Here is a 26,959-nt window from a genome sequence, read left to right on the forward strand (position 1 = left end):
CGGCCTCAGAGCGGCGAATCGAGCTTGGGGTCGTATTCCCAGTGCCAGGGCTCGAACGGGCCGCTGTAGGCCCAGGCGGGGTGGAACCACCCGTACCGCTTGGAGTTCTTCTCCATCCACACGAACTCCGCCGACCCCGACCTCTCCACCCCGCCACACAGGTCCACCGCCAGCCCGAGCCCGTGGTTGCTCCGCCCCGGCACCGCCGCGAACCCAGGCCGCCGATAGTAGACGGACTGCTGCTCGGCAAGGCTCCGATACGCGTCCGTCACGCACATCGCCTTCCCGAACCGCTGCCGGTAGGCCTCGTTCAGGCTCACGAAGGCGATCGTGGCGTCCGCCCTGAGACTGTGGCCCTTCTGCTGCAGCGGACACAGCATGCCCTTGGGAATCAGCCCATTGGGGTAGCTGTCGGCCGTCGCCGCCCGCAGCGGATTACACCCGAGCGCATCCCGTCCGACCTTGTCGATCTTGATCCCCAGCTTCACGAGCGCCTCGGTCAACGACTTCACGATCTTGTCCGAACGCTGCCGCAACGTGTCGACCTCGGCCGCGAGCTGCGCCTCCCCCAGCAGATTGCCGGCCCGAAGCTCCTGCGCCTCACCGGCCAGCCGCTCGGCCTCTTCGTACAGGGCGCTGGTCTGCTCGACGGCGTGCTGGCGATCGGACACCATCTGGTTCGCGTCCATCATGGCCCGCAGGGTCTTCTCATCGGCGCTGCCCGACAGGAACGGGATGATCCCCCCGCCCATGAGCGGCTGCTGATACATCAGCTCGGCCATCTGCGACACGGGCTGCCGCATCACCGCAAGCCGCCGCTCGAGCTCCTGCAACGCGGCCAGCTTGGTCTTGAGTTCCTTCTCGGAGGCGGCGATGTCGGCCCGCCGCTTCTCCAGAGCCTTGGTGGCGTCCTCGAGTTCCTTGGCCGACCGCTCGGCCTCTTTCCGCAACTCGGTCAGATCCGCCGGATCCTGCCGCTCGAGCGCGTACCGGCCGTCCTGCGCCCGTACGAACGCCTGAGCCTGCACCGGCGCCTGCCCACAGGACACGAAGAGAGAAGCCACCGCCATGACAACCGCGATCAGACCCGCTGATCGAGGGGCTGGCACGTTCGACTCCTCCGTTTGCAAACTCGTTACCCAGGTCAGGCACGCACGTTACTACAGCCCCCCGCATGCCCGGACCGAACTCCGAAGAGCTGCTATGAGACAAATAGCCCACTTTGCCAACCCAGCCACATCCGCAAACCCGCCAACCCACCCTCAAGAGGAGGTACGCCACACAGACCCCCCAAGTTCACATCCCCGGCACCAAACTCTCCCCAGCCATCCCCTCCTGCTCCCGATCCCGACACAACTCCCACAACCACGTATCCACCCACTCCCCCGGACACCCATCCTGAGTACGCACAGGAACCGGCGTAACAGGCTCCTCCACCACCTCCGGACGAACCTCCTCATCAACCACTTCCCGCTCCTGCTCTCGCCCCCGCTCCTGCGGCATCGATCGCACCGGAGCAGGCACAACCCCCGCATACCGCCGATCAGGCCGCGCCGGCGCAGGCACGATCACCGGCTCGAACGCCACACTCGCCGCCCCACCACCCACCGCGCCACCCCGCTGGCGCCCCTCCTCGAACCCACGGATCTCCCCCGCCAACAACCCACCCGCAAGAATCGCCGGCGCCAGCAACGCACCGAACAACACCACGGGCCGCCGACGGGCTTGCGTGCTTCGCCTCCTGCTCACAGGCAGACGCTATCCACGCACGATGCCCACGAATCTGATCACTTGTCATGCCTTTACCGCAGCTCAGACCACCCATAACCAACCCCGCCCAACAGATCGCGCCCCCAGGTCCCACACAGTGCCAGACTTTCGCTAGGCTTACGAGAGTCCGCCTCCGTAGCTCAGGGGATAGAGCACCGCTCTCCTAAAGCGGGTGCCGCAGGTTCGAATCCTGCCGGGGGCACGCATCTCAACCAGGCATTTTGGCCTCTGACCTGCGGTTTCTCTGCCGCAGGTCTTTTGCTTTCCAGACCCCTGTCAGGCCGCCAGAGGCACCCGAATGCAGCCGTAGGACAGTGTTCTGGGGACATACGGGGGATGATCTTGAAGGCGTTTCCCGAGGTCAGCCGCAGATAGATAGAGGTGGCTGGCACGGCCGAATCGCTGCTTTCTATGATCGACGGCGTGCAGCGCCTCGCCCTCTTTGACCTCGACAGAACACTCATCGACCTTGATACCGCGTTCCGCCGGTGGACCGAGGAGTTCGCCGAGCAACACCACCTGGACTCCGAGGACGTCGCCTGGCTTGCCTCCCAGGATCGAGTGACACAGCCGCACCGAGAAACCTTCTTCACCAAGGTCCGCGAGCACTTCGCCCTGCCCGAGCCGGTCGAGGAACTATGGGCCGGCTACCGCCACCGCATGCCTCACCTCGTGCAGTGCTACCCCGGCGTCCTCGCCGGGTTGGCCGGCCTGCGCGCCGCGGGATGGCGGGTGGGGATCGTCACCAACGGCATGGCGGACAATCAACTCGGCAAGCTCCGCCGAACCGGCCTCGCCGACGCAGTCGACGGCTACGCCGTGTCGGGAGTCGAGGGCATCAGGAAACCCGAGACCGGCCTGTTCGAGATCGCCGCCCAGCGATGCGGAGCCAACCTGGCTCAGGGCGGCTGGGTGATCGGCGACAGTCTCATCGCCGACATCGAAGGGGGACAGGCGGCCGGACTTCGCACGATTTGGATCGACCGGGGGGCATGGCCAGACCGCGAGCACCATGCCGACCACGTGGTCGCCGACGTCGTAGAGGCAATCGCGATCATGCACGAGGCTATGCCGCTTCAGTAGTTCGACTCGGCCAAGGTTCTTTCCGAGGGTGACTGCGCGCGCAGGTGCCTACGTCGGACGCGGCCGCGCGAGCAGCGTCGACGATATCGCGGTTGAGCCAGGGTGAGAGCAGACGAGCCACTGGGATCGGGTTCGAGATGGCCGGCTGTGCACGGCGGCTATTTCCAGTGGTGGGCGTCTGCAGCTCTTCGTACGTGTACGTGCGGGGCATGCCGTCTGGGTCGACATCTCGGGAAGAATCGCAAATTGGTTGGTTCGCGGGGTAATCCATTCGACCGGGGTTATCGTCAGTGGGGGACCTTAAGAGCTGCACGAGGAGAGATCGGCATGCCTGGTCTTGATCGCGAGGCGATGCAGGCAGCGATGTTACGCATCCAGAAGCTGTCCGACGACAACTGGTGGGCCCTGCACGCTTCCTGCACCTTGATGGAAGCCCAAGCATGGGTGGGGCCGACCGGGGACCGCTTCGGTGACGCGGTTCACCAAAGTCAGCGGGAGTTACACGCGATGCTGGCCCAAGCCGTCACTATGGCCAAGGACGAGCTGACGAGGGCGAAATGAGTTTCACCGGGGTCAAGCTGCCGGAGTTCGACACCCTCGTCACCCGCCACACGGCAGCCGCCCTGCAAATCGAGGAACTGGCCTCGCTGCTATACGGGGAACTCACCAGTGCAGGTCTGGACACCGCTCCGGCGGAACGGATCAGGCGATTAGCAGCGCAGATCGGCCAGGAGGCCGAGGACTTGCGCAAGCGGCAGGGCATCGTCCGGGAGATCGAGCGGCTCAAGGTCTCCATCGGCCTGTCCGCGGCGACGGGAACTCTCATCGCGATGCCGGACTCTCTCCCACAGGCTCAAGGGTTACTCGATGGCACGGTCGCAGCCAGGGCAGCCAAAGCCGCGGCGGCCGGGGACAAGAACGCGTTGAAGCAGTTGCAGGCGTACGCATCGAAGGCTCGTGACGCCGAGTTCGTCAAGAATTTCCTCTCCCAGTTAGGCGCCAAGGGAGTCACGGAGTTGCCCGCCGCAATCGCCGCTCAACTCCGTGCAGCAGCCTCCGCAGATGACACCGGCCAGACGGCCAAAGAAGCCCGGGAGGCGATGCGGCTACTCGCCACAGCGGTGGCCAAGGGAACCAACCCCCGCGATCCCGCGTACATGGGCGACGACTTCCTCACCGACTTGGTGAAGCACGGGCGCAGCGAGTTCAAGGTGAACGACACGTCCTACTTCGGATACCAGGCACAGGCGATGATCTGGCGGGCGAGCGAGGGCAACCCGCCGTTCTCCGAGAAGTTCATGCAGGTGGTAGGTCGAGACGCCATCGTGTTCGAGAAGGAGACGTTTGGGGACCGCTGGAAGGCGTCCAAGGACGCGATCGGGAGCGCTCTGGGCAGCCAGCAGGTGCCCATGGCCGACCTCGCCACCGTGCTCGGCGTCACCCAATGGATGACTCCCGGAACGCCCTCGGCGGGACCTGCGAAGCAGCCTGTCGACGAGTCAAGCAAGGGGCGCGGCTCGGCGGTCATCGATGACCTGTTCCATGCGGCGGCGAGTGATGCGAAAGCCTCGCAGGCCCTGCTCAACTACAAGCCGACCGGATGGAAGCAGTCGGTCCTCTCCTACATGCTGACCGAGCGCCTCGCCGCATTCCAGTTCCACGGCAACACCGACCCGTTCGGCCAGGCGCTGCAAAAGGCGCTGGCCGGCAAGGACCCCGTCTCACTAGCCCTGACCACGGAGGCCCTGAACACCCTCAAGGAACCCGTCAAGAAGGTCTTCGCGAAGGACAGCAACGAGAGACTCTCCATCGCCGATCGAAAGCTGTTCGATCAACTGACCTTCCTCAGACATCCCATGGGCAGCGCCATGGCCGCCCATATCGACCAGGTATACGGCACGTTCGAGACGAAGACCGAAGGCTTCTCAGGACTCGACAAGAAGGACATGGATCGACTGCTCGTCCTGGTCAGCGGTGATAGGAACGCCGCCACGGAACTTCAGGCCGCTGAAGCAGCGCACATGCTTGGGACGATCAATGCCTCCTTCAAGGCGAACGGCGGGGAGAACGTGGATTCTGCTCTACGCCCCGAGGCCAGGGTCTTCGGGCACCTGGTGGAGGCCCGCAGGCTGGCCTTACTCGCCAACGCGTGGAGCGATGAGCAGGCCAAAAAGGATGCGAAAGACACGGTTAACGCCGCGCTTTCCTTCCTTGTAGGACCAACCGGCCAGCTTGGCACCAGGATGGCGGGAGGCATCGGCGCGCAAGTCACCGAGAAGGGCGCCGCAGCAGGGTTCGACAAAATTGCTGCGCTGGCCGCCGAGCACTTGATTAAGGTAGGAGTTACCTCAGGTGAGGCGTTGAAGACCTCCAACGACCAAAGCGAGATGATCGCGTGGCTGATGAAGAGCGGACTTACGAGTGCGAAGATCGCCACCGGGGATTGGTCTGACGCAGCCATGAAGGGCGCCGAGAACGCCCGCTTCGTCACTAACGGACAACCACCCACCATCAAACCGATACAGGAAATTGCCGCCGATCCCGTGACGTTTGATCACTTTATGAAGTGGGCGCTCCGGTACACCAACATCGAAGAGATCACAAGCAACGCGCACAACACCATGAACACGGAAATGGACAACGTGCACGGCAACTTAGGAATCACCAGGTACTGACATGCCGCTTCCATCTGTCCGGCACCCCCCGGGTGCCTTCGTCGGGCTATTGCTTACCTTCGTGCTGGTGACCGGTTGCGCTGGTACGGCCTCGCAGCCATCACAGAGCCCGGGCAACAAGACCACCCCCAGCCCGGTCTTCGACTCCTCGCCCTACTGGTGCGATTTCCTCCCTCAACAAGCGGTACGCACGATCAGTGGTCTCACGCTCCCACTGGAGGAGAACAAGAGCGGGGTGCCAACAACCCACGGGTTATGCACGCTTCGCAATGAATACACCCGGCTCTCCGTCGTGTGGTCTGTGCGGGACGGCGATGGCACCATGGAGCTTGCGCGCAAGAACTTCGGCGAACATCAACTGGCCGCGTTGCCGACGGACCTCGGCACAGGACTCATCGCGTACACCGGCCGATTGCCGCGTACCAACCCGTACTACACCATGATGTTGTTCCGGTGCGGCGACGAGCGACCGTGGATCAGCGTTGATCTGTCCGAGGTGGGCACGGGGCGTGACCCGGTGGGCGACTTGACGCAATTGCTCAGCATCGCCCGCAAACGGTACGGCGAACTCCACAAATGTACCCCGAAGCCGAGCTAACAATCGCTGCCACGATTCGAGCTGTTTGATCACGTATCACAGGCACCGATCACGGGCCATCCAGCTCGTAGCTCGCCCCTTCCGACCTGAAAGTTGCCGCGTTATCCGTAAATCAGGTGGCAGGCACGGTTGCGGATTCGGAACTCGGGATGGGAAGGTGGGAACAGTTCGTCACACTTCGCGGCGATCAACGGGACTGTCCCTCTCCTGTCTCTGGCTTGTGAGCCGTTGTCCCCGATCTTGCTCCCGCGGTCAGCAGGGACCACAGTTCTCGTAGACGCAGCAGGCGGCTGGTTCCGATGACGCTGCCGCGGCGGAGCCGAAAGCACTGATCGACGCTGGGACCTTGGCGCTTTCACCAGCCCCTTCGACGCATTGGGGGTCGAGCTGGGCGTCGTCGAGGGCAGTGCCCGGGGCGAGGGCGTCGGCGACGAACTGGGCACGAGCGGACGTCCGACAACGCTCGCGGCGGGCGGCATCGTAGGGGCGCTGGATCGTGACGCAGCGCTGTTCGTTCCTGAGGAACTCAGCCACGTGCCGACAGCCACGCAGGCCAACAGACCGGTGACCAGCGCTGGCCGGGCAAGCCGTGCTCGGCCTCGACGGAATGGCCGATCGGGTGGGGTTGGGGTCGAGTACCTCCGCCAGCCGAAGGAGTCGGAATCGGCGCGAAGCCGGGGCCGGTCCCGGGGCGGCGTTCCGTATGGCGGGCGCCGCATCGGACGGAGTTCTTGAGGTGTCAGATGGTCCCGGTCTTCACGCATGATCCTCCCTACTCCGCTGTCCGTGCCTGTCAGCGTGCCGCAGGGCACCCACATCCAGCGGAACGACTCGGCAAAGACAGCGGTACAAGACGAACCGGCCCCGGGGATACTCGGGGCCGGAGTGGATGAAGTGGCTAGGTATCGAGGGCGTCGTTGATCTTCCCGTTGATGTGCTCCTGCTGGCCGTCCATGCACTTGGCATAGACCCGCAGCAGGACGTCAACACTGTGCCCGGCCCTCTTGGCGACTTCCGGGGCCGGAACGCTCGCGTTCAGCCAGAGGGACACCGCCGCGTGCCGGAGGTCGTACGGCCGGGCGGCCAGCGACGAGGCGACCTGCGCCGGGGTGAGAGCCAGTTTCCGGGCCTCCTGCCAGACGTACGAGTGCGCTGAGCTGGAGTAGGTGCCGCCGGTTGCGGTGCTGAAGATCCTCCCGTCCTTGGCGGTGCCGAACTCGGCGACGTGCTCGTGGAGCATGGCGACCAGGACAGGCGGGATCGGGATCTCTCGTGTCTCCTTGTCCGCGCGGTGCTTCAGACTGCGCGACTCGTGGGTCTGACCCGAGTCGGTCCAGCGCTTCGTTGCCTGGGGTCGTGCCCTCTCCAGGACGATCAGGCCCCAGCCCGTCTCAGGGAGCGTGCAGTTCGTGAGCCGCAGGTCCGCAGCCTCCTCTGGACGGAGCGCCGCGTAGTAGATACAGGCGAACAGCGCCTTGAGCCGCCGACCGCGCTTGCGCCCCACCTTGGGCACGGCGTCAAGAAGTTGCCAGGCTTGGGCCGGGTTGACGACGGTGCGCGGATCGACGACGGTCACGGCTTTCGGTGCCGTCCATTTGATCTCGTCCAGCGGGTTGCTGCCGAATACCTTCTGCTCTACGGCGTGTTCCAGCAGGTGATGGAGGATGGCGCGCTTGCGCCGTACCGTGTTCGCTCCGGCTGGAGTGCCGGCGAAGGTGACCGAGATGGCGTCGAGCGCCGTACGAAGAACATGCGACTCCTTCAGCGCGGACAGCGGAAGAGAAGCCCGCTCCAGCCAGCCCAACGTCGCGGTCTGAGCCGGGGTCAGGGCCGGGCGCCTCCTCTCGGGAATGAGTGCGTAGGTGCGGAGGACTTCCCGCAGTTGCTCGGCAGTCGGACGCCGCGGCGCGTCGGTGACCAGGGCGGGGACCAGCGACAGGAGCGCGTAGGCGTCCGTCTCTCGGGTGCGGGCCGCCGAGGTGTTCCAGCGGCGAAGGACGTATGCCTGAGCGAACTCGAAGAACGTCGGGCCGGAGGACACGCGTGCCAGCATCGACACCGGCAACCCGGTGGCGAGGTCGAACTCCTCCCCCGCCTTCGCCGCCTGCCGCAGATCGGACATGAAGGCGTTGGCCAGTCCCTTGGTACGGAAGCTCTTGGACTTCTGCTTGCCTGCGACGCGCCAGCGGGCGATGAACACAGGCGTGTCGCGGTCCGCACGGTGTTGGATCGCGCCGAGCTTGACGTCGTACGTGTTCACACCGTCTCCCGTCGCGAGTCCAGCCAGGTCATGAGGTCGCTCCGCCAGACGCGGAGTTCGTGGTTGGGCAACTGGACGCAGGCAGGCGCACGGCCCAGTTCGCGCCAGCGGTAGAAGGTGCGGCGGGACACGCCGCCCAGTTCGGTAAGCACCTGCGGGACGGTCAGCAGCTCGTCGCGCCTACTCATTGGCCATCACCGCCGACCCTGGTAGACGGGTGCCGGTGAGCGCAGCCGCGAGGACCTGTTCTCCGATGGAGAGCCCCTGACCGGCGTACTCCCAGTGGGCGATGACCAGGACGGTGTCCTCGTCGAAGAGCGGCAGCCGTCCGGTGGTGATCTCCTCTGCACGCATGTGTTCCTCACGTGCTGCGCGGAGTTCGCCGAGGGTGGTCGAGTAGCGGCGGCTCTTTGTAGAGAAGTGGCCGCGGAACCCGAGCATGTGGGCCCAGCGGCTGAGCCCGAGGTCGGCCAGGCCGGACCGGTTGCCCAGGCGCATGCAGGCCGCGATCAGCCGGCGGGCGTGCTCGCGTACGGGCAGGGCGTTGAGGTTGTCGAGAGGTTGGACGCGGCGGTCCAGGGTGCCGACGCATTCGGCGGCTTTGGTTGCGTATTTCGCGATGTAGGCGGCGACGGCCTGCTCGGTGAGATTGCCGTCCATGGTGATGCGGCGGACGTCGAGTTGCGTCCCCCAGCGGAAGATCCGGCCGAGCGGCTTGATTTCCGCGGTGACGGCCGCCGCCGCGTGCTGGGCGGCCTCCGTCAGAGCACCGGCGTTCGCCCAGGCCGGTGGCGGCGAGGCCGGACCGTCAGGGCCGTCGAGGCGGATCACCGCGTGGAAGTGAACGACGCCCCGGCGCTGGTACTCGGCGACCTTGGCGAAGGAGATCATCGCCTGTTCGCGCAAGGCTTTGACGGTCAGGCCGTTGAGCCTGGCGAAGCGTCGGCGCAGGGCCAGGGTGAAGCGACGCCACAGCTCCGGGCTGATCGCGTTGAACAGGACGGAGCCGTCGTAGTCGTAGCAGTCGGGGCACAGCGGTTCCCCGAGCCGCGGGTCGTCGGCGCTGTGCCGGTTGGTGCAGGACCTGACGTGTCCGTGTGGGCACGTCTCGGCGTTGCGGCGGGCGTGGCAGGGCAGGACCTTGCCGTTCTTCTCCCGCCGCATGTGGACCGCTCCAAATGATGGTGCGGTGAGGGTGACGAACAAGCACGGGTGAGCGCTGACTGTCTCGGGCACGCCCTTGCCACCGACGAGGCCGGCGCGGACGAGTTGGTAGGTGTCGGCTCGGTAGACCTCGGCGCAGGCCGGGCAGCGGGAGGCCCGTCGGGTCTTGCACGGCACGCGCAGGACGCCGTTGGGTTCGGTGCGGGTGGTGTAGCGGTGGAGAAGTTGGCCGGTGGCCTGGTCGTAGTGTTCGACGTTGCCGCGCAGGTGGATGGGCTGGCGGCAGCCGCCGGTGCGCTTGATCTGGCGGGCCCAGCGGTCATAGTCGGGCTGGTTGAGCCGGTGGATCATCCCGGCTACAGCGTGTGGGTGGGCAAGGTGGGGCAAGATGGGTTCCGTCCTATCCAGTGACGCTGGTGTGGATGGCCCCCGGCCTGGCGGACGTCTTGGCGGATGTGTGGCCAGGCGGGGGGCGCTACGCGTTATGCGCCGCGGTTGTCGATGCCGCTGCCGTCGCAGTCGGCGCAGGTCTGGTCGTCGGTGATTCCGGTGCCGTTGCAGGTGCAGCAGCGGTAGTGAGCGAGCGTGGCGTCCATGGTGATCACCTGTTGTCGCGCGGGACGACGCGGATGTAGACGCGGTACTTGCGTGGGTGGGCGCGGTCGGGGAACGCCCGGGACATCGCGGTGACGGTGAAGACTTCCCGCAGGTGGATCATGCCGAGCGTGATCTCCGCGCGGTTTCCTTCGAGGCGGATGCGCATGGTGGATTCCTCCTAGTTGGCGTCGGGCTTGATGCAGCCGCGGTAGCTGTTCTCGGCGTCGTGGCGGGCACGGGCGGTGGCGAGGATCGCCACGGCGCGGTACTCGACCGGCCCGAAGGAGACCGAGGTCGCGTAGTGGCCGTACGGGGAGTCCTCGAAGTCGATGTCGGAGCCGATTCGAGCGGCGATCTGGTCGATCTCGGCGCGTAGGTCGTCGTCGTTGTCGCGGTCCGGGAAGTGGTGGAGGGTGACGTTGGACGAGGCGGGTACGTCGGGATGGGTTTCCAGGAAGATGGCCAGGTTGAGCAGGCCGTTGATGAGGGCTCTGCGGTGGTCGTGCATGGTTCTCCTTCAGCAGGTTTCCGGTGTGGTCCGCATAGTGCGGAGGAGGTCTGAGGCGAGTTGGTTGGATACGCCCAGGCGGGCGCGGAGGAGGTCGCGGGTGATGGGCTTGCCGTGTTTGGCGTGGTGTTCGTCGGCGACACGGCGGGCGTAGTCGATCAGTTGCGGGTCGGGGGTGGGCCCGTCGTCCTGGCCGTCCTCGTCGGCGGGGACGAGTGCGGGACGGTCGGCTTGCGGAACGGCCTGCGTCCTGTCCGGGACGGACGGGGACGCCGTCGCCCAGGACGAGGACGTCTGCGGGACGTCCGGGGACGGTTCGGTACGGGTTACGGTGGCGCGGCGTTCGAGCATGGAGATCGCGACGAGGAAGGCGCCGGCCGGGGTGGCTGCGGCGATCCAGCCCCAGACGGTCGGGGCGGCCTGTTGCAGGTTGGCGGCCAGCGACAGGACGATGCCGCCGGTCAGGACGAGGACGGGCCAAGAGACGAGGCCGCGCGGCGCTTTGCCGTTCTTCTTGTCGCGCTGGCGCTCACGGGCGGCCATGACGCAGGTCAGGTCGATGCAAATGGCGATGGCCCAGGCCATCCAGCCGTCCTGACCGTTCTCGGTGGCGGTGTCGCGGATGTGGGTGAAGGAGCCGGCGCCCGCGATGGCGGCCAGGACGAGGATGGGTCCGGTGTCGAGCAGCCAGGCGGCGAAGCGGAGCATCTCGTTCCTCCTCTCGATCGGTCTAGGCGGTCTGCGAGTCGGGGGTCTGGTGAGGCTGGGCTGCCATGACCTCGTCCCAGGACGGCGCGAGGTCGGCGTAGGCGCGGGCGGCGTGTTCGGCTGCTTGTTCGCTGACGTAGAAGGAGCGGGCCCGGTACCACTGGCCGTCTTGTGAGGCGATGATGGCGACGCCTGGCGTCTCAGCGGCGATGGCGCGGGCGGAGTCGAGGGCGGCCGGGTCGAGGTCGCCGAGGGTCATGGTGGCGGTTTCGGGGTCGTTGACGCGGTGGCAGATCCGCCCGGAGCACTGGGCGCGCAGGGCGGTGACACCGGGGCCGAGGTCGGAGCCGATCCGCTGGCCGCAGCAGAACAGGTAGATGCCAAACGCCCGTCCGAGTTGCGCCACCCGAAGGAGCGCGGTCGAGGTCTTGGCGATCTCGTCCTTCTCCGACTTGTCGGCCATCAGGTACAGCTCGGCCAACTCGTCCACCAGCACCACGACCGGTATCGGACGCACGCCGGGTGGGAGTTGCCAGATGTTGCGTGCCGAGGCCATCCGGCACACGCCCATGCGGTCGGCCATGAGCGTGACCAGGTCGTCCAGCAACCCGCCGCACTCGGCCCGGCTGGTGGCCAGGGCGGACAGTCGGGGCTCGTACGGGGTGAACTCGACGCCGCCCTTGAGGTCGAAGCCGACCAGGGCGACGGGTTGTGGGGCCAGGCCGACGATGAGCGCGTTGGCGAGGTTGGACTTGCCGGACTGGGTGGCTCCCGCGTTGATGTAGTGCGGGACGGTCTTGAAGTCGATGACCCACGGCCCACCTGTCTCCAGCCGTCCCACAGTGACCTTGAGCAGTTCGGTGGAGGGCGGGAGTTCGTCGACCCTGACCAGCGGGTCCCGGACGGTGGCGGCCAGCCGTACCCGTCCTGGTTTGTCGGAGGAGACGCGCACGGCGTGCACGCCCCAGGAGTGGGCCAGCCGTTCGGCGACGTCGGCGTAGTCGGCGGGGATCTGTCCTTCGAGGGTGTGCAGGGTGACGCGCCAGCCGTGCCGGGTCGGGAGCGGAATCCACATGAACGGCTTGGTGTCCACGGCGATGCGCTGCCACTTGCGCCGGACCCGGACGACACCGGTCGAGGCCACCAGCCCCGGCACGGTGGTGAACCAGAAGCGCTGCCGCTTCTTGGTCAGGCCGCAGCCGAGCGCGACCTTGCGCCAGCTCGCCCGGATGCTGATCGCGGTCAGCGGGAAGCCGATCACGAGCCAGAACGAGCGGTAGTGCCAGCGACGCCAGGCCCAGAGCCCGGCCGCGACCGCGGCCAGGACTCCGAGCGTCCAGTAGAACTGGTCAGACACTGGCGGCCTCCTGCTGCGGAAGCAGGGCGGTGGCCCGGTAGGAGATGCCCCAGCGGCCGGCCATCTCCCAGACGTAGCCGAGCAGGCCGACTGCTTGGACAGCGTCTCCAGCGGTGATGGGCGGCTCTCCGGTGATGCCGATCTTCACGAGTTCGATCCGGCCGAACTCGTCTTCCACCGACACGGTCACCTCGTAGACGGTGTTGCCGTTCTTGTCGGTCTTGATCTCGCCGGTGTCGCGGTTGAGCACCCGCGGGCGCGGGGCCTTCACGCAGGTGATGGCGAGCTTGCTGGTGTCCACAGGGATGGGGACGGTGCGCATGGTGTGGTTCCTTCGTCCGTTCAAACTCTTAGAATACATAGAACGCTTAGAATTCTAAGTTGTCAAGGGCTTCCACGAAGACTTGGTTGGCATGTCGTACGAGCTGTGCTGAACTGGAGGGGCACGCAACCTTCGCGGAAGGCCACGGATGGTCGAGAAGACCGGTCGCCCCGGCTACCTCCAGATAGCCGACGACCTTCGTACGCAGATCAGGACGGGCTCACTCGCGTCCGGCGCTGCGCTCCCCTCGACCGCTCAGTTGTGCCAGCGTTACGACGTGTCCGCCAGCGTGGTCAAAGCAGCGATCAGCGTGCTTCGCACCGAGGGACTGATCGTCGGCCAGCAGGGCAAGGGCGTGTTCGTCCGCGAGGACGCGGCAGCTTCGGTCGAGGAGCCGGCCGACACCTCGTCGGAGGTCATGGAGCAGCTCGCTCAGATGCGGAGCACCCTGGCGACTCTCGGCGAGCGGATCGCGGATCTGGAGAAGGCCGTGTTCCAAGGGCCGAAGCGATCTCGCTGACCCGGCAGGCCAACTCCTCCATTTCAGACCGAATGGCCTGAAGTTCGTTGATGATCCGCTGATTTTCGGTCACCCCGGCACCCCATTTCTGATCGCTCGTTATCCCGGCGGGGATGCCGTTAGTTCATCGCGCATCGGCGCGGTTGAGTATCACGGAGCGTTAGCTAAGCTTCTGCATTGCTGCCTGCACGGCGGTTACACATGCGCTTACACATTGCACGCCCCTTGAAGTGCGCAAAAGGATGCGATGAAGATAATTCACCGCCCTGGATGGCAACCACTGGCCCTCCGCCGACACCGCGAAGCACACGGACTCACCCTGGAAGCCGCAGGTGACCAGCTACGCCAGGTCGCCGCGCGCCACGGCCTCACCGCACCAGCCGCCAATTTCCAGACACTTTGGTCACACGAACAGGGAGCGGTGTATCCCGGACCTCACTACCGAAGAGCGTACTGTCTCCTATATCAGGCAAATGAACCCGCTCTGGGTTTCCGGCTACCGCTCCCCGGTGAAATAACCGAAGTGGAAAATTCCATCTCGGATTTGCCCCAACCCACCGATCCCGCCACCGACAACGCCGCCGCACAGGTGATCGAAGAAACGCTGCTCAAAGTCTCGGGCGCCCCGTCCAGCGCCGAACAGAACGCGCTTCTCAACCGCGTCGTGGACGCTTGGCGACGCCGCCATGGACAGGGCAGCCCGAAGCCCATACTCACCCTCGTCGGCGGCTACGCCGGGTCCGGCAAGACAGAGTTCTCCCGCTTCCTGTCCGACATCACCGGCTGGGCCTTCCTGGACAAGGACTCCCTCACCCGCGCCATGGTCGAACGCCTGCTCATCTCCCTCGGCGGCGACCCCCACGACCGGCACACCGACCTCTACCTACGCGAAGTCCGTCCCCTGGAGTACCGGTGCCTGATGGAGACCGCGTTCGACAACCTCAAGGTCGGAACCTCGGCGATCCTGTCGGCCCCGTTCATCGCCGAGCTGGCGGACCCCGACTGGGTGTCCCGCCTGACCAACCGGTGCGCGGCCAAGGGCATCGACGTGGCGGTGGTATGGGTGCGCTGCGACCCAGAATCCATGCGGGAATACATCGAGTTCCGCGGAGCCCCCCGCGACACCTGGAAGCTCGGCAACTGGGACAAGTACGTCAACAGCCTCAATACCGAGACCAGCCCATCCACAGCACACATCACCGTGGACAACCGGCTGGGCGCAGCGATCAGCCTGGCCGACCAGACCCGCGAAACCCTCAAACGGATCCTCACATGATGGGCATCGTGCTGTACGGCCCACCGGCCAGCGGCAAGAGCACCATCACCACCGCCCTCGCCCAGTTCGACCCGCGGTTCACGCTGGTCCGCAAGCTCAAGTCGGGGAACCGGCGCGGCACCGAATACGACTTCGTCAGCGCGGAGGAACTGGCCAAACTGCGGCGCGACGAACGGTTGATGGTCGAGTCCCAACGCTACGGCAACACGTACGCTATCGACCGCGACCAGGTCGACCAACTCGCCGCCGCCGGTCGAGTGCCGGTCGTCCACCTGGGCGACATCTCCAGTATCCGCCGGCTGGTGGGGGCCGCCCCGTGGCTCGTCGTCCTGCTCTGGATCCCGCGCGAAGTATGCGAGCAGCGCTCGCGCAAACGCGGGGACCACGACACCACCCATCGCCTCCAGGCATGGGACGAGGCACTGGCCGACCTGGACGCCAACGACGACGGCCTGTTCGCCCGTCGCTTCCACACCGATCAGGCCACCCCACAGGAGATCGCCGAGCAGACCGCCCGCGTCTTCTTCAACGGGCGCGCGGACACCCCATAGTCATCGTCATCGCGCCTGACCACTGAGGATCTGCAACCACAACTCCTGCGCAGCCCGAGCGGACATCCACGGACTGTCCAGGATGCACGCAGGATCCTCAACCGAGTGGCGCCGGACGAACCGCAACCGACCAGTCGCGCAGAATTCGAACATGGGGTACGTACATGCGCACGTATGATCGCGAATCCGGAGGCGGTCAGCTCGACGCCTGCTCGGCGTCCACTCCACGCGTACAGCCCCCGCCTGGGAAGGCGTCACGTGCGGACCGTGATAGCCGGAGTGCGGGGGCGGCCAACCACTCACAACCCCACCGCCATCCGAGTCTGGTCTCGGAGCAACGACACGAAGGCCTCCGCGTCGTCCGCACTCACGGTCTGCTGCAGACCCTTGTCGATGTCGGCCTCCCGGAGGTGCACACCACGCCGGGTCGCGTAGAACACGCCCGCGTCGCTACAGAACAGCACCCAGGCTGGGAACGCCGCGCGAAGGACGTCGAGGTCGTAGCGCTCTTTTGAAACCTGTTCAGGTGACATGCGACGACCATAGAAGCCGTAGTGTAAGCGAAGGGACACACTCTGTATCCCTTCGCTTCTGTCAGACCATCAAACCGATATGGTCCGCGAGTTCCCGTGCCTGCGGCCGCAGAGCGGCCGGACCCGTCTCGCACAGGCCAAGGGTCATGCGGCGTGCGTAGCCGTTGTAGCGGATGGTCTCCGGTGCGGCTTGGTACGCGAGCTGCAGCGTACCGAGGACCGCCGCGTGGTCTCGCTGCAGCGAGTGGGCACGAGCCACCTCGATCAGATGCCGGCCACGTCGCGGACGGGACGGGATAGGTACGGACTCGGCGTGCTCGCTCTGCCGCGCCGACTCCCCACCCTGATGGAGCTCAACCGCGAGGGTGACGGCGTGCGGACGCATGATCACCCGCGAGAACGAGGTCCACGGCTGGTAATAGCCGTCAGGAAGCCGATCCGCGACCCGCGCCGCCTCATCCCAATGCCGCCATGCCTCACCGATGTCGCCGGTACGTGCCGCGGTGAACGCCAGCTCGAACAACAACGCCCCCCACATGGCGAGCAGGTCCGTGCCCGGGTCGTCCATATGCGGCTCGATGGCCGTCATTCCCTGCCTGTTGATCTCATGTGCGGCGTCGAAGTCGGCGGCGTCCCGATGCGCCTGAGCGAGGAACCACACCGCACACGACAACGCCAGCGGATCCTCTGACTCCTGCGCGGCGATCAGCGCCCGGTCGGCCACCCGCCACAGCAGGTCCGGCGCGGGCTGGTAGGCGACGAACATCTGAGTCAGCCCGTAAGTCTCCGCGAGCAGCGCCTGGGCGGTGCGCCGGTGCTCGCCTCGGTACATCCAGGCGGCCAGCTGGGCATCGCGAATCAGGTCGGGCAGCAGAGCACCGAGGGCAGTGCGGTGGTCCGGAGAGGCATGCCTGATCCGCCACGCCGCATTGAGCCGCGCCCGAAGGCTGGTGAGCGGTTGCACGGTGCCGTTCGGCTGGATCGGTACGGCGTTGACGGCCTCCCGGACAGCGCTCAGCGCCGGATGACCAGAACCGGTGAACATCCGCACAGGTATGGACTGATCGCCGGTAAGCTCGCTCAGGTCGCGAACGCGCAGTGCCTCAGCGAGTTGCAACAGGATCGGCAGCCGGGGGTTCTGCTGACGGCGGCCGTGCTCCACGGCCTTCAGCCAACTCTCGGACTTGCCGACCAGGCCGGCGAGGACTTCACGAGTCATGCCGCGACGCTCACGCAGGTATTGAATGCGCTGGCCGATAGTGCGTACTGGTGCACTGGAACCGCTGGTGTCGTCGTCCACAGCCCGCCTCCCGAAAGGTGACATCCTCAGGCTACGACGCACCCCCCTTTGCCTGCCAGCGAACAACTGACGTGCATGCCCCGGGAACAGGACAAGATCGATGATCGACCGGATGAGAACTTTCTCCACGGTTTCAAGGGCCGAGCCGCCTGCGGCGCCTCGGCCGCACGTGGGCGGCAAGCTGGCCCGGCTGCGGCTCTTCGGCCGGTCCGGGCCAGCACCACCCACGCGCACATTGATCCCAGAGACGCAGACCCGCAGACCCGCAGACCCGCAGCGATCAGGAATCACCATAATCCCGTTCGGCTTCTCGTTGCATCTCTTCTGTTTCAACCGCGCCCAGCTCCAAGAACGTTACGCCAAGGTTTGGTCAGGGAGTTGGCGAGGTCGGGGCAGCAGCAGTCGGGGGGAGGCAGCCATCTACCGGCGGATGGCCGTGGCCTCCTGCTCGACCGGCAGGGCCTCGGCCAAGCAATCCCGTTGCGCAATCGCTCAGTCCGGCCCTGACGATCGCTCACTTCGGTACTCGGCGCACGAGCTGGGGCGATCGGCTGCCGCGGACCGGCTCCGCCGGCCCTTGCCATTGAGCATGAGGGCTGAGGTCAGTGCCTGCTAACGGATACGCTAACGAGTCCTGGACGATCACGATGGATAACAATACTGGATTACCTATACGCATGCTCAACACGGCTCGCAAAATAGGCCGGGCCTCGAGGAATCTGAACCCATGGATCACCCATGAACCAGATACAGTTTGTCGGGACAGCGAATATTTGACCCTAATCGAACATCCACCAAAACAGGGTGATTCGGCTCGATCTCAACTGCATGCCTCCTTGCAGACAAATATCTACTCAGCTGCAGAGATCCGGCTGACCTCGCCGTTAGCATCGAGCAAGTCGTCAAACATCAGCGCTGCTCCAGCAGACGGAGTACGTGAGAAGTCCCCATCTGAACGGCGAACACGCAAAGCGCGCCCTCGCGCTGGCGGTTCTGGCTTAGACACATCGACGATCGCCGCTTTTGTCTCGCTCAGACTCTCGTCAAGGATAGGCTGGTGCTCAAGCGTGCCAGCTTTGAGGCGGCGTTCTGCCACGTCGATGTACTTCTCGCTTATGTCGTACCCGATACACCGACGATCGAGTTCGACGGCCGCGAGCGCTGTAGTCCCCGAGCCCACAAACGGATCAAGTACAAGGTCACCCTTGCGGCTTGTCAGGGCGATGCAACGCCCGGCGAGGGCAAGTGGGAACTCCGCGCCGTGCCCGTTCCTACCCGTCGAGGTCGGCAAGTACCACACATCAGTGATCTTCTCCGATGATTCGAATTGTGTGCTCGGCCCACCTAGCCTTGGATCAAGAGTCTGCCATGCACTCCTGTCGAACAACGGTGTTCGACTTACTGACAGGTGCAGAAGGTACTCAGCCTGCCGGGAAACTCGACTCTTGGCCGACTCTGGCACTGAGGCGTGCTTACGCCAAGTTATAAAGCTCTTGAGTTTATAGCCGACGCGTGACGCACGCTCAGCGATCCGAGAGGGTATAGAACTTAGCTCAGTGTCGTCGAGATACATGTGGCCCGCGCTGTGGCGGCATGCGCCGTGCTCGGTCCATCCCTTCCGGCTGCCAGGTATCTCGGCCATGGCATCAAGCCGTTCACGCGCGTTGCCCCGAATCGGTGTCCTGGTGTTGTGCGTGTCCATGATGTTCCACCAAACCGAGCCGCGTGTCGTCAAGGCAGGTTTCAAGAGCCAAAGCAACTCAATTGTGTGGCGAATGAAGCCCTCAGGGGTTTGCTCGAAACCAAATGGGCAACTTTCGCCATCGGCCCACTGAATGTTTCGCTCATTGTCGTACACGCGCATGCCCCAATAGGGCGAAGAAGTTACTACGCATTGCACCGAACCAGCTGGAATCCTGGGCAGCAGCTCTCGTGCGTCACCAACCATTAAGGTCGTGTCTGCAATCTTCTTCGCCGAACGACACAGTGCAGGTATCTCGCTGGGCGTCGCCGAGTAATCAAGGAGATATCTAGGGATTCGACTGCGAGGAACAAACGTCTCCTGGAACCCGTCGATGTCAAGGAACATCAGAACCTGAGCAAGCGTGAACGTCTTGGGACGAGTTCCCGCTCGGTCAAGCGCACGCGCCATGAAGGCTCGGCTCATACCGACCACCGCAGCCACAAGGTCGGCGTCAAACTCGGCCTGAAGCTCCTTCTTGGGGTAGTCCCGCTTGAGCCTATCGACCGGAGATCTCGGGATGATGTCGTTGATCATGACTCGTATCGTCGCTCCACCGGAGCGACGATACACGCCAAGGTAGCGTCAGTTCACGCTTACGCCAGAAGATCGCCTTATGCTAGAGTCAGCTCCTCACGGGCCCCTGACAGAGCCCTAGGCCACCTCGAAGGTGCGGATGAGCCATTGGCGGATCTGCTCCCACTCGGGGTCGACCTTACGCTTGCTGGCTTGGCGCTCTTGTTGCATCGCGGCGATGCCTGGAATCAGGTCCTCAACGCGTGCGAACACTGCCTTCCGGCCGGCGCTATGTGCGCTACGAGCGCGCTCGAAGGGTACGTGGTCCTCAAGCATGGCTATCTTGTAGTTCGATAGCCCTCCAGCTTCGATCAAGGACCGCAGCTGTATCTTTCCATCCGACGTAACCTGGATCTTTGCCTCGTCACCTTCCCGGAAAGCAACCCTTTTGACGTCGAACCTCGGCGAATACGCATACTCAGGGTCGATCGATTGCCGCCAGCCCCGTGTGAGAGCGAGATCAGCAACGGTCTCCTCCCAAGGGCGACCGGTAACGTCCTCGACACTGGCATAGAGAGCGGTCACGATGTTGTCTGGCAGGCGTCCAGAATTGCTGTGAACAGCGACCAATATACGATTCAGTGGCGTATCGCGACGTCGTGCCATCTTTCGGCCTTTGCCCGCGCCGTATTTGAAATACTCCACTTGTAGGCGTAGTTTCGTGGCGGCTTGAATCCGGGCTCTGCCATCGATAACAACATCATCTTCGGACTTGACGACAGGGAACTGCTTCATAAACCCATGCTCGCTCATCGATGCGAGCAGCGCCTGAAACTGAGGTCCCTCAGGGTCATCTGCGATGCTTGGAATGTGCTGCCGCACATCGAACCAAGCCGCTCGCAGATTAGCATTGTCGTGATCAATCCTCTCCCTTGCAAGCTCGAGCCCTGGCGTATAGTCACGAATCCCCCCGTCGGGATAACGCACCATCGGAAGGCGACTAGTTAGAGTTAGGAGCTTCCTTCCATTGTCGGATTTCGTGGCGAAGAGCCCGCCCTTCACGCAGGCTTCAATCTTCTCCTGTACATACTCTCGTTCCCCGGCGAGGTGCAGTTCGCGCGGCACCAATATCCGGAGGCGACCGATTACCCTCTCGAAGAGCTCGTCTTCAGTAATCCCCGGCGCACCTGTCGAGATGAAGTACTCGTGAAGGGCGTCATAAATTGCTAGCCGTGACGCGTTGTCGCGAGGGAGATCATGGGTCTCCTCGGCTTCTAGCCTTGCCATCTTCTATCACACCTGCGTGAGATCATGTGCCTACGACGAGTTCCGGGCTATTCCCTCACTGATGCCATCGAGATTCCACTCGGCGCGCGCACGCGTGAGCGCGCCGTCGAGTCGCTGCCAAAGGCAGGTCATGCGAATGAACATCTCCATTTGTTTGTCCGGCGAGACATCCAGGAGGTCAGCCACCTCGAAGCGTAGCAGCCCGCCGATGTGGAGCGCTGCCCTTGCGCTCTTACGGCGAGGGTTCTTGAAACCCGCCGCGAACGCCTTGACATCCTCTGATCTGTCGGCACGAGCCCTAGCAACGACCGCAAGCGCGTCTGCCTCGGAGGAAGCCGCGTTTGCCTCCGTAATGATTGTCTTGAGCTGCGAGACGGGGATCTGTGCGTCAACGGCAAGGGCCGTGACCTGGTGAAACACGGCTCTAAGCCTGGTCACCTGTAGCGCCGCCCGTACTCCGTCAGACAAGTTCTTGAAGCGGTCGGGGGCGATGCCATCCCTCGCCGCCCGCATCTCGAAATTCTTCGCTGCAACCCACCGTGCAAGCGTAGACGGCTTAACGCCCGTCATGCGTGAGTAGGCCTTAGCGTCGAGGACCTGCCCTCCTTCGACTGCGCTCGTGACGAAGGCACGGATTTCCTCGTCTGTCATCGAGAGGCCATGCGACTGATTGAGCTCCACGGACAACGACCGCGCTTGTAGGGCCGAGAGGTCCGAGCAGATATAGGCCGCGATGGTTTCCTTTTTGATGCGCTGAGCAGCCATCCAACGACTGTTACCATCCACGATCTCACACCGATCGTTTACGACGATGGCCGGGAAGATCGCGCCAGCCTTCATTTGCTCAGCGTAACGATCAACCATCGCCTTCGGAGCTCGGTGCTCACTCAAGCGAACTTGATTGCCCTCGACATCGCGGATTTGGTTAATGTCGAGGTTCGGCTCGAATGTAAAGCGCACGTGGCGGGCTGTGAGCTTACTCTCTATCTGAGCCGAAGCCGACAAGTGCATGGAGTGTCCTTTCTCGGAGTTCTCGCGTTGCACAGGCCGGATCCTAGCTTCTGGTCTCAGTCGAGGCGCTGATTGCGCGCCCCGTCTCGTCAGCTGCCGCTCCTTGCTGCTCCTCGGCCGGCGGCGTCAGGTCCCACTCGCTTTCTGCGCGAGCGACTACCTGGTTGAAGCGGTCCCTAAGTAGCCTCAGTCGCTGATAGGTCTCGAATTGCTTCTCCGGCGCGACGTCCAGCAGGTCCTCGACCTCAAAGCGAACCAACCCGCCGATGTGCTGTGCCGACCCCTTGGAACGTCGATTGTCGCGCGGGCTGAAGCCGGATCCTACAGCCCGGATCTCATCCACGCGAGCATCTCGCTCGACGTCAACGATGGCGAGTGCGTCCGACTCGGACGCGGCGGCATTCGCCTGCGCAACGATCTTCTTGACCTGTGCTGACGGGATCCGTGCTTCGGCGGCGAGCTTCGTGATCTCTCGAAAGACTGCGGACAGGCGGGTGGCGTGCAATGCGGCGCGAGTACTTGCAGGCAGCGCAGCGACATGACGCTCATCAGCGCCCTCGCGCGCCGCCCGGGTTGTGAATTGCGTCTCGGCGACCCAGCGTGCGATCTTGCTTTCGCGGATACCGGTCATTCGAGCCAAAGTCCGAAGGTCTGCGTGCTGGCCTTCTAGTACGGCACCGTCCACGAACCGGCGGATCTCCTCTTCAGTCATGGCTAGGCCATTTGACTGATTGAGCTCGACCGACAGAGAGCGCGCCTCCAGCGGTGTAAGTCCATGACAGATGTATGCAGGGATCGTCTCGTCGCCATTCTTGATGCGAGCTTCAAGGCGCGTGTTGCCATCGATGCGCTCTAGGCGGTCATTCAAGACGATGGCAGGAAACGTGGCGCCGTGCTTCATCGCGACGGCGTACTTGGCTACCTGATCCTTCGGCGCGCGGTGCTCGGTCAGGCGAACCTGATTACCTTCGGCCTCGCGGATCTCGGAGATCTGAACGTTGGGCTCGAAGTCAAAATCGATGCTTCGCGCCTTGAGCATCTGTTCGATCTGCTGGGAGACGGCTGGATGCGCCGTACGGGAGCGGGGGGGCATGTCGCATCATCCTTGCCTGTGTGGAGTTTTGCAAAAGGCTAGCGGATTGCGAGTCTGGAACGCAAGCCATTCCTGCGAAGAACTTCGGAACTAGCCGCCCATTCTCGTGATTCATTCCCCTCTAGGACGCCATGTCCGAATTGTCCTCACCCTACCCAAGCAGACACTTAGTCGGCAGATTGAGAAGATTTCTAGCCTAGGCTGCAGAGTAGACCTGGAACATACTTTGCTAGGCATATGAGCGTTTGAGGCTGCTCCTGACCTGTTGATGCATACGCTCGCAAGCCTGACAGGGACACAGCAACTGCCTAGGCTGACCATCGACATGAGCCTGTCAGTCCGCGAGCATCCGTCCGACCTCACAAGTGGGCCGTCATCAGACCATGGTTACCAAGGCGGACCACCACACCCCCCACAGGCAGCTCGTACTGCAGCAGACCATCAGAGCTGCTCACCTGCTTCACGAATAGCATGCAGACGAGCAGGAGATGACCTGTGCCGAACTTCGGCCACTGCTTTGCACCGAAAAGGTAAGAGACGTAGCGATCACTCACCCGAGTGCTCGCCTGCCACACCTGAGGGCGGTCGCCCACACCTGCGTCGCTTGCCCTTCACTCAGCCGAGCCGTCCGTCATCGGCGAGTTCGACCGTGAAGGTGTGCCTGCTGTGGATCACCAATGTGATCAAGCGTTGCTCGTGCCGCTGCAACGTGCAACCCGGCGACCGCCTCAAAGGCGGTCTCCCCAACTTCCTTCTGACAGCCGTGAGCGAACGCATCACAGACACCTTGACCACCCCCCTCTCTGTCAGACTGCTGTGATACATGGGACGCATGAGTCCTTTTGATGCGAAGCAGGGCGAGACAGGACGATCGAGACAATGACGATGACCCTCGCCGACCAGACCGCCATGACGGGGCAGGATGGTCGGGTGACCGATGAGCAGCCGACCCGGCCCAAACGGCGGACGTTCACCAAGGCATACAAGGCACGGATCCTGACCGCCTTCGAGGCACTGCCCGAAGGCAGCCCCGAGCGGGGTGCGCTGCTCCGCAAGGAACGGCTGTACCACTCCCACATCGTGCACTGGAGAAAGCAAGCCGAGAACGGAACACTCCCAGCCTCGACCGGCCGGCCGGAAAAGAGCGCCGAGTCGGAGGAACTGGCCCAACTGCGAGCCGAGAACAAGAAACTCAAAGCCGACACCGCAAAGCTCGAGTCCCGCAACGAGAAACTGGCCGGCGAGCTGGGTAAGACCAAAACCGCGCTGGACATCGCGGGAAAAGCATTCGCGCTGCTTCAGGACATCTCAAGCAGCGCGGACTCCGACACGAACTGAACCGGGTCCTGGACGAGTATTTCCCGGCCCTGGAGAAGTCGGTCGGCACGGTGAGGGCGTGCGCGGTGTTCGGGAAATCCCGGGCTACGGTGCACCGGCACCGCAACCCGCGCCCGCCTGTGCAGGGACCGCGACGCCCGTTCCACCACCCCGCCGAGCTCTCCGACTACGAACGCGAGCAGGTCCTGGCAGTGCTCGACTCGCCCCGCTTCGCCGACAAGTCACCCGGCCAGGTGTGGACGATCCTGCTGGACGAGGGCGTCTACCTGTGCTCACAAGCCACCATGTACCGACTCCTTCGCGAACGCGGCCAAAGCGGCGAGCGACGCGCCCAGGCCGTACGCCCGCCGACCAGCAAACCCGAACTGGAGGCCGACCGGCCCAACCTTGTGTGGTCCTGGGACATCACCAAACTGAAAGGCCCAGTGCGGGGCGTCTACTATCTGCTGTACGTCATCATCGACATCTTCTCCCGAAAAGTCATCCACTGGGAGATCTGGCCCACCGAGAACGGCACCCTGGCCAAAGAATTCATCCAGAACGCCATCGCCGCCAACGACACCACCGCACCCCGCTCCATCCATGCCGACCGCGGTACGTCGATGACCTCCAACACCGTCACCGGTCTGCTCGCGCTGCTCGGCATCGACCAATCTCACTCCCGCCCGCACGTGTCCAACGACAACCCCTACTCCGAAGCGCAATTCAAGACACTCAAATATTGCCCGGCATTTCCCGGCCAGTTCGGGTCCATCGAAGACGCCAACGTTTTCTGCAGCCAGTTCTTCCGCTACTACAATCACGAGCACCGCCATTCCGGGATTGCGATGCACACGCCCGCCTCCGTGCATGACGGCACCGCCGTTCACATCCAGGCCAGGCGGATCGCCACTCTCCACGCGGCCTTCCAGGCGCATCCGGAACGGTTCCGCGGCCGGCGACCCTACCCACCGGCACTGCCGACCAAGGTGTGGATCAACCAGCCGCCCGTAGCCTCCGGGACCAGCACCTCACCACAAAGCACGCAAGTAGCCTGACGTCTCACCAGGTTTGACAGGTTCCGCCCACGCAGATGGTGGCGTAGCCTCGCGGCTCACTGCATAGTTCCGTCCATGGGTTCAGACGAAAGCAGTTGCGCAGACCTAGTTCCCTCCGCCACGGGGACATTTGCGAGATGATCTTGTTGCGCGTATGGGCGAGTAGCGACGTTTACGCAGGTCAAGGTATCGACTGCTGCCGTGTCGCCTCCCCTCTCCTAAAGCGGGTGCCGCAGGTTCGAATCCTGCCGGGGGCACAGACGTCGACCAGGCAAAACAGGCCCCTGACCAGGAGAAACATCGGTCAGGGGCTTCGTCATCTATCCGATGATGCACGGCTGTCACCGATCGTTTGCGGCCAGTCTTTCCCAATGCCTTCCCACGGTGCCCACGGGACCTCCAGCCTTGCTTGACCAAGGAGCCACGTCCCAGCGGGTCGTTAGAAGCCTCTCCTACGAATTCATTCCGCCTAACCAGCGCTTCACTTGAAGAGACCCCGTTACAGACAGGAAAGACGGTCAGCTCCGAAGGAGCCGAGCGGGCACATCCGCCTCATCGACCGTACTGATCTGCGCCCCGCCCTCCCCACGGCCGCGGGGAACGGGAACAAGGCCAGCACGGGCCTCGGCCAGCCTCCGGCTCACCCCCCACGGACGTGGGGAACGGATCACACCCATGACCGTAGTGAGCGAAAGCGACGGCTCACCCCCACGGACGTGGGGAACGGTCGCTGGAGGAGGTCATGTCGTGGCTGAAAGACGGCTCACCCCCACGGACGTGGGGAACGGTCGCTGGAGGAGGTCATGTCGTGGCTGAAAGACGGCTCACCCCCACGGACGTGGGGAACGGTGGATGAACAGCCGGACCAGGGGTGGTCCACCGGCTCACCCCCACGGACGTGGGGAACAGTCCTCGTCGAACGCCCACCGCACCCTGTGGGGCGGCTCACCCCCACGGACGTGGGGAACGGTGGAGGAGGCGGAAAGGAAGATCAGCGTGTCACGGCTCACCCCCACGGACGTGGGGAACGGCTCGGCCAGCGGTTCGGGCAGCGTCTCGCCCGGGGCTCACCCCCACGGACGTGGGGAACGGGACAGAACGATCGCGCTCTTCGAGATGCGCATTGGCTCACCCCCACGTGGGGGTGATCCGTCGCTGACCTCCACCGACGATGACGAGAAGTTCCGGTCCCCACGCCCGTGGGGGTGATCCGGCGTTGACCGCCGTGGCCGCCGACTTCGAGACCCGGTCCCCACGCCCGTGGGGGTGATCCGGTCTTCCAAATCCCGATCGCGAGGTCGCCCCGCCGGTCCCCACGCCCGTGGGGGTGATCCGGTGCGGGCGGCCAAGGCGGCGCTGGCCAGCATCCGGTCCCCACGCCCGTGGGGGTGATCCAAGAGGATCGCCCCCAACCCCCTCGCTACACCCCCGGTCCCCACGCCCGTGGGGGTGATCCGTCGGCCCAGGGCCAGGCCACGCTGAACACCGTCCGGTCCCCACGCCCGTGGGGGTGATCCGCTTGTGGTGATCCCAGAACCGGGGGGCGAGCGCCGGTCCCCACGCCCGTGGGGGTGATCCGGCGTTCATTCACAGGTTGTCAACATGGAAGGACCGGTCCCCTGTCAACGGACACGCTGACTTCCATGTAGGCGGGCATTGGTTTGCCAGGTGCGCGGACATCGGTTCTCCAGGCGTGGCCATGGTTTTCCAGGTG

The 26,959-nt window shown here is 64.3% G+C and carries 24 protein-coding genes, 1 tRNA gene and 1 CRISPR repeat array; of the genes, 10 read left to right on the forward strand and 15 right to left on the reverse strand.

Annotated elements, in window-relative coordinates:
- Window positions 1-5 precede the first annotated feature (5 nt).
- Window positions 6-1,070: a D-alanyl-D-alanine carboxypeptidase family protein gene (locus ACZ6S0_RS47890; RefSeq protein WP_465926879.1), complete on the reverse strand. Its 1,065-nt coding sequence runs from the start codon at window positions 1,068-1,070 to the stop codon at window positions 6-8.
- An 829-nt stretch (window positions 1,071-1,899) separates the two neighbouring features.
- Between ACZ6S0_RS47890 and ACZ6S0_RS47895 the strand changes: the two genes are divergently transcribed.
- The 5 genes from ACZ6S0_RS47895 to ACZ6S0_RS47915 all read left to right on the forward strand — a co-directional run bounded on the left by ACZ6S0_RS47895 (window position 1,900) and on the right by ACZ6S0_RS47915 (window position 6,126).
- Window positions 1,900-1,972: transfer RNA gene (locus ACZ6S0_RS47895), tRNA-Arg, on the forward strand.
- A gap of 209 nt (window positions 1,973-2,181) precedes the next feature.
- Window positions 2,182-2,853 carry an HAD family hydrolase gene (locus ACZ6S0_RS47900; protein WP_465926881.1) on the forward strand — a complete coding sequence of 224 codons (672 nt, stop codon included), beginning with the start codon at window positions 2,182-2,184 and terminating at the stop codon, window positions 2,851-2,853.
- Window positions 2,854-3,180: 327 nt separating this feature from the next.
- Window positions 3,181-3,414, forward strand: coding sequence for a hypothetical protein (locus ACZ6S0_RS47905; protein ID WP_465926883.1), 234 nt, complete (start codon window positions 3,181-3,183; stop codon window positions 3,412-3,414).
- Window positions 3,411-5,528: a hypothetical protein gene (locus ACZ6S0_RS47910; protein WP_465926885.1), complete on the forward strand. Its 2,118-nt coding sequence runs from the start codon at window positions 3,411-3,413 to the stop codon at window positions 5,526-5,528. Before ACZ6S0_RS47905 ends, ACZ6S0_RS47910 begins: the two co-directional genes overlap by 4 nt.
- A gap of 49 nt (window positions 5,529-5,577) precedes the next feature.
- Window positions 5,578-6,126 carry a hypothetical protein gene (locus tag ACZ6S0_RS47915; RefSeq protein ID WP_465926887.1) on the forward strand — a complete coding sequence of 183 codons (549 nt, stop codon included), beginning with the start codon at window positions 5,578-5,580 and terminating at the stop codon, window positions 6,124-6,126.
- An 898-nt stretch (window positions 6,127-7,024) separates the two neighbouring features.
- On the opposite strand, the gene ACZ6S0_RS47920 is transcribed toward ACZ6S0_RS47915, so the two are convergent.
- The 8 genes from ACZ6S0_RS47920 to ACZ6S0_RS47955 all read right to left on the reverse strand — a co-directional run bounded on the left by ACZ6S0_RS47920 (window position 7,025) and on the right by ACZ6S0_RS47955 (window position 13,042).
- Entirely contained in the window at window positions 7,025-8,386 is a 1,362-nt protein-coding gene (locus tag ACZ6S0_RS47920) for a tyrosine-type recombinase/integrase (RefSeq protein WP_465926890.1), read from the reverse strand.
- Window positions 8,383-8,574: a helix-turn-helix transcriptional regulator gene (locus tag ACZ6S0_RS47925; protein WP_465926892.1), complete on the reverse strand. Its 192-nt coding sequence runs from the start codon at window positions 8,572-8,574 to the stop codon at window positions 8,383-8,385. Before ACZ6S0_RS47925 ends, ACZ6S0_RS47920 begins: the two co-directional genes overlap by 4 nt.
- Window positions 8,567-9,901, reverse strand: a complete 1,335-nt coding sequence (locus ACZ6S0_RS47930) for a replication initiator (RefSeq protein ID WP_465926894.1) — start codon at window positions 9,899-9,901, stop codon at window positions 8,567-8,569. Before ACZ6S0_RS47930 ends, ACZ6S0_RS47925 begins: the two co-directional genes overlap by 8 nt.
- A 250-nt stretch (window positions 9,902-10,151) precedes the next feature.
- Window positions 10,152-10,313: a hypothetical protein gene (locus ACZ6S0_RS47935; protein ID WP_465926896.1), complete on the reverse strand. Its 162-nt coding sequence runs from the start codon at window positions 10,311-10,313 to the stop codon at window positions 10,152-10,154.
- 12 nt (window positions 10,314-10,325) lie between these two features.
- Window positions 10,326-10,655, reverse strand: a complete 330-nt coding sequence (locus ACZ6S0_RS47940) for a hypothetical protein (protein WP_465926898.1) — start codon at window positions 10,653-10,655, stop codon at window positions 10,326-10,328.
- A gap of 9 nt (window positions 10,656-10,664) precedes the next feature.
- On the reverse strand, window positions 10,665-11,363 hold the full coding sequence (locus ACZ6S0_RS47945; protein WP_465926900.1) for a DUF2637 domain-containing protein: 699 nt from the start codon (window positions 11,361-11,363) through the stop codon (window positions 10,665-10,667).
- A 22-nt stretch (window positions 11,364-11,385) separates the two neighbouring features.
- On the reverse strand, window positions 11,386-12,720 hold the full coding sequence (locus tag ACZ6S0_RS47950; RefSeq protein ID WP_465926903.1) for an FtsK/SpoIIIE domain-containing protein: 1,335 nt from the start codon (window positions 12,718-12,720) through the stop codon (window positions 11,386-11,388).
- Entirely contained in the window at window positions 12,713-13,042 is a 330-nt protein-coding gene (locus ACZ6S0_RS47955; protein WP_465926905.1) for an SCO3933 family regulatory protein, read from the reverse strand. The genes ACZ6S0_RS47950 and ACZ6S0_RS47955 overlap by 8 nt, the downstream gene beginning before the upstream one ends.
- 148 nt (window positions 13,043-13,190) lie before the next feature.
- Between ACZ6S0_RS47955 and ACZ6S0_RS47960 the strand changes: the two genes are divergently transcribed.
- From ACZ6S0_RS47960 to ACZ6S0_RS47970, 3 genes are all read left to right on the forward strand, one after another.
- The gene (locus tag ACZ6S0_RS47960; protein WP_465926907.1) at window positions 13,191-13,562 is read left to right on the forward strand and encodes a winged helix-turn-helix domain-containing protein; all 372 of its coding nucleotides are present in this window, start codon (window positions 13,191-13,193) and stop codon (window positions 13,560-13,562) included.
- A 544-nt stretch (window positions 13,563-14,106) separates the two neighbouring features.
- Window positions 14,107-14,838, forward strand: a complete 732-nt coding sequence (locus ACZ6S0_RS47965) for a P-loop nucleotide/nucleoside kinase family protein (protein WP_465926909.1) — start codon at window positions 14,107-14,109, stop codon at window positions 14,836-14,838.
- Window positions 14,835-15,389 carry an AAA family ATPase gene (locus ACZ6S0_RS47970; RefSeq protein ID WP_465926911.1) on the forward strand — a complete coding sequence of 185 codons (555 nt, stop codon included), beginning with the start codon at window positions 14,835-14,837 and terminating at the stop codon, window positions 15,387-15,389. Before ACZ6S0_RS47965 ends, ACZ6S0_RS47970 begins: the two co-directional genes overlap by 4 nt.
- Before the next feature lie 299 nt (window positions 15,390-15,688).
- On the opposite strand, the gene ACZ6S0_RS47975 is transcribed toward ACZ6S0_RS47970, so the two are convergent.
- The 6 genes from ACZ6S0_RS47975 to ACZ6S0_RS48000 all read right to left on the reverse strand — a co-directional run bounded on the left by ACZ6S0_RS47975 (window position 15,689) and on the right by ACZ6S0_RS48000 (window position 22,870).
- On the reverse strand, window positions 15,689-15,922 hold the full coding sequence (locus ACZ6S0_RS47975; RefSeq protein WP_465926914.1) for a hypothetical protein: 234 nt from the start codon (window positions 15,920-15,922) through the stop codon (window positions 15,689-15,691).
- A 61-nt stretch (window positions 15,923-15,983) separates the two neighbouring features.
- The gene (locus ACZ6S0_RS47980; protein WP_465926916.1) at window positions 15,984-17,222 is read right to left on the reverse strand and encodes a helix-turn-helix domain-containing protein; all 1,239 of its coding nucleotides are present in this window, start codon (window positions 17,220-17,222) and stop codon (window positions 15,984-15,986) included.
- Between the two features lie 850 nt (window positions 17,223-18,072).
- Window positions 18,073-19,500 (reverse strand): DNA-methyltransferase, encoded by a 1,428-nt coding sequence (locus ACZ6S0_RS47985; RefSeq protein ID WP_465926918.1) that lies wholly within the window; start codon window positions 19,498-19,500, stop codon window positions 18,073-18,075.
- 117 nt (window positions 19,501-19,617) lie between these two features.
- Window positions 19,618-20,766 (reverse strand): ParB N-terminal domain-containing protein, encoded by a 1,149-nt coding sequence (locus ACZ6S0_RS47990; protein ID WP_465926920.1) that lies wholly within the window; start codon window positions 20,764-20,766, stop codon window positions 19,618-19,620.
- A 30-nt stretch (window positions 20,767-20,796) separates the two neighbouring features.
- Window positions 20,797-21,606, reverse strand: coding sequence for a hypothetical protein (locus ACZ6S0_RS47995; RefSeq protein WP_465926922.1), 810 nt, complete (start codon window positions 21,604-21,606; stop codon window positions 20,797-20,799).
- 214 nt (window positions 21,607-21,820) lie between these two features.
- Window positions 21,821-22,870, reverse strand: coding sequence for a ParB N-terminal domain-containing protein (locus tag ACZ6S0_RS48000; protein ID WP_465926924.1), 1,050 nt, complete (start codon window positions 22,868-22,870; stop codon window positions 21,821-21,823).
- A gap of 879 nt (window positions 22,871-23,749) precedes the next feature.
- Here ACZ6S0_RS48000 and ACZ6S0_RS48005 point away from each other — a divergent pair.
- Window positions 23,750-24,208, forward strand: a complete 459-nt coding sequence (locus ACZ6S0_RS48005; protein WP_465926926.1) for a transposase — start codon at window positions 23,750-23,752, stop codon at window positions 24,206-24,208.
- A gap of 8 nt (window positions 24,209-24,216) precedes the next feature.
- Window positions 24,217-25,245, forward strand: a complete 1,029-nt coding sequence (locus tag ACZ6S0_RS48010; RefSeq protein ID WP_465926928.1) for an IS3 family transposase — start codon at window positions 24,217-24,219, stop codon at window positions 25,243-25,245.
- Between the two features lie 1,184 nt (window positions 25,246-26,429).
- Window positions 26,430-26,823: a CRISPR direct-repeat array (repeat unit 28 nt; unit sequence CCGGTCCCCACGCCCGTGGGGGTGATCC).
- Window positions 26,824-26,959 lie beyond the last annotated feature (136 nt).

It is taken from the genome of Nonomuraea sp. NPDC051298 (assembly GCF_055586305.1).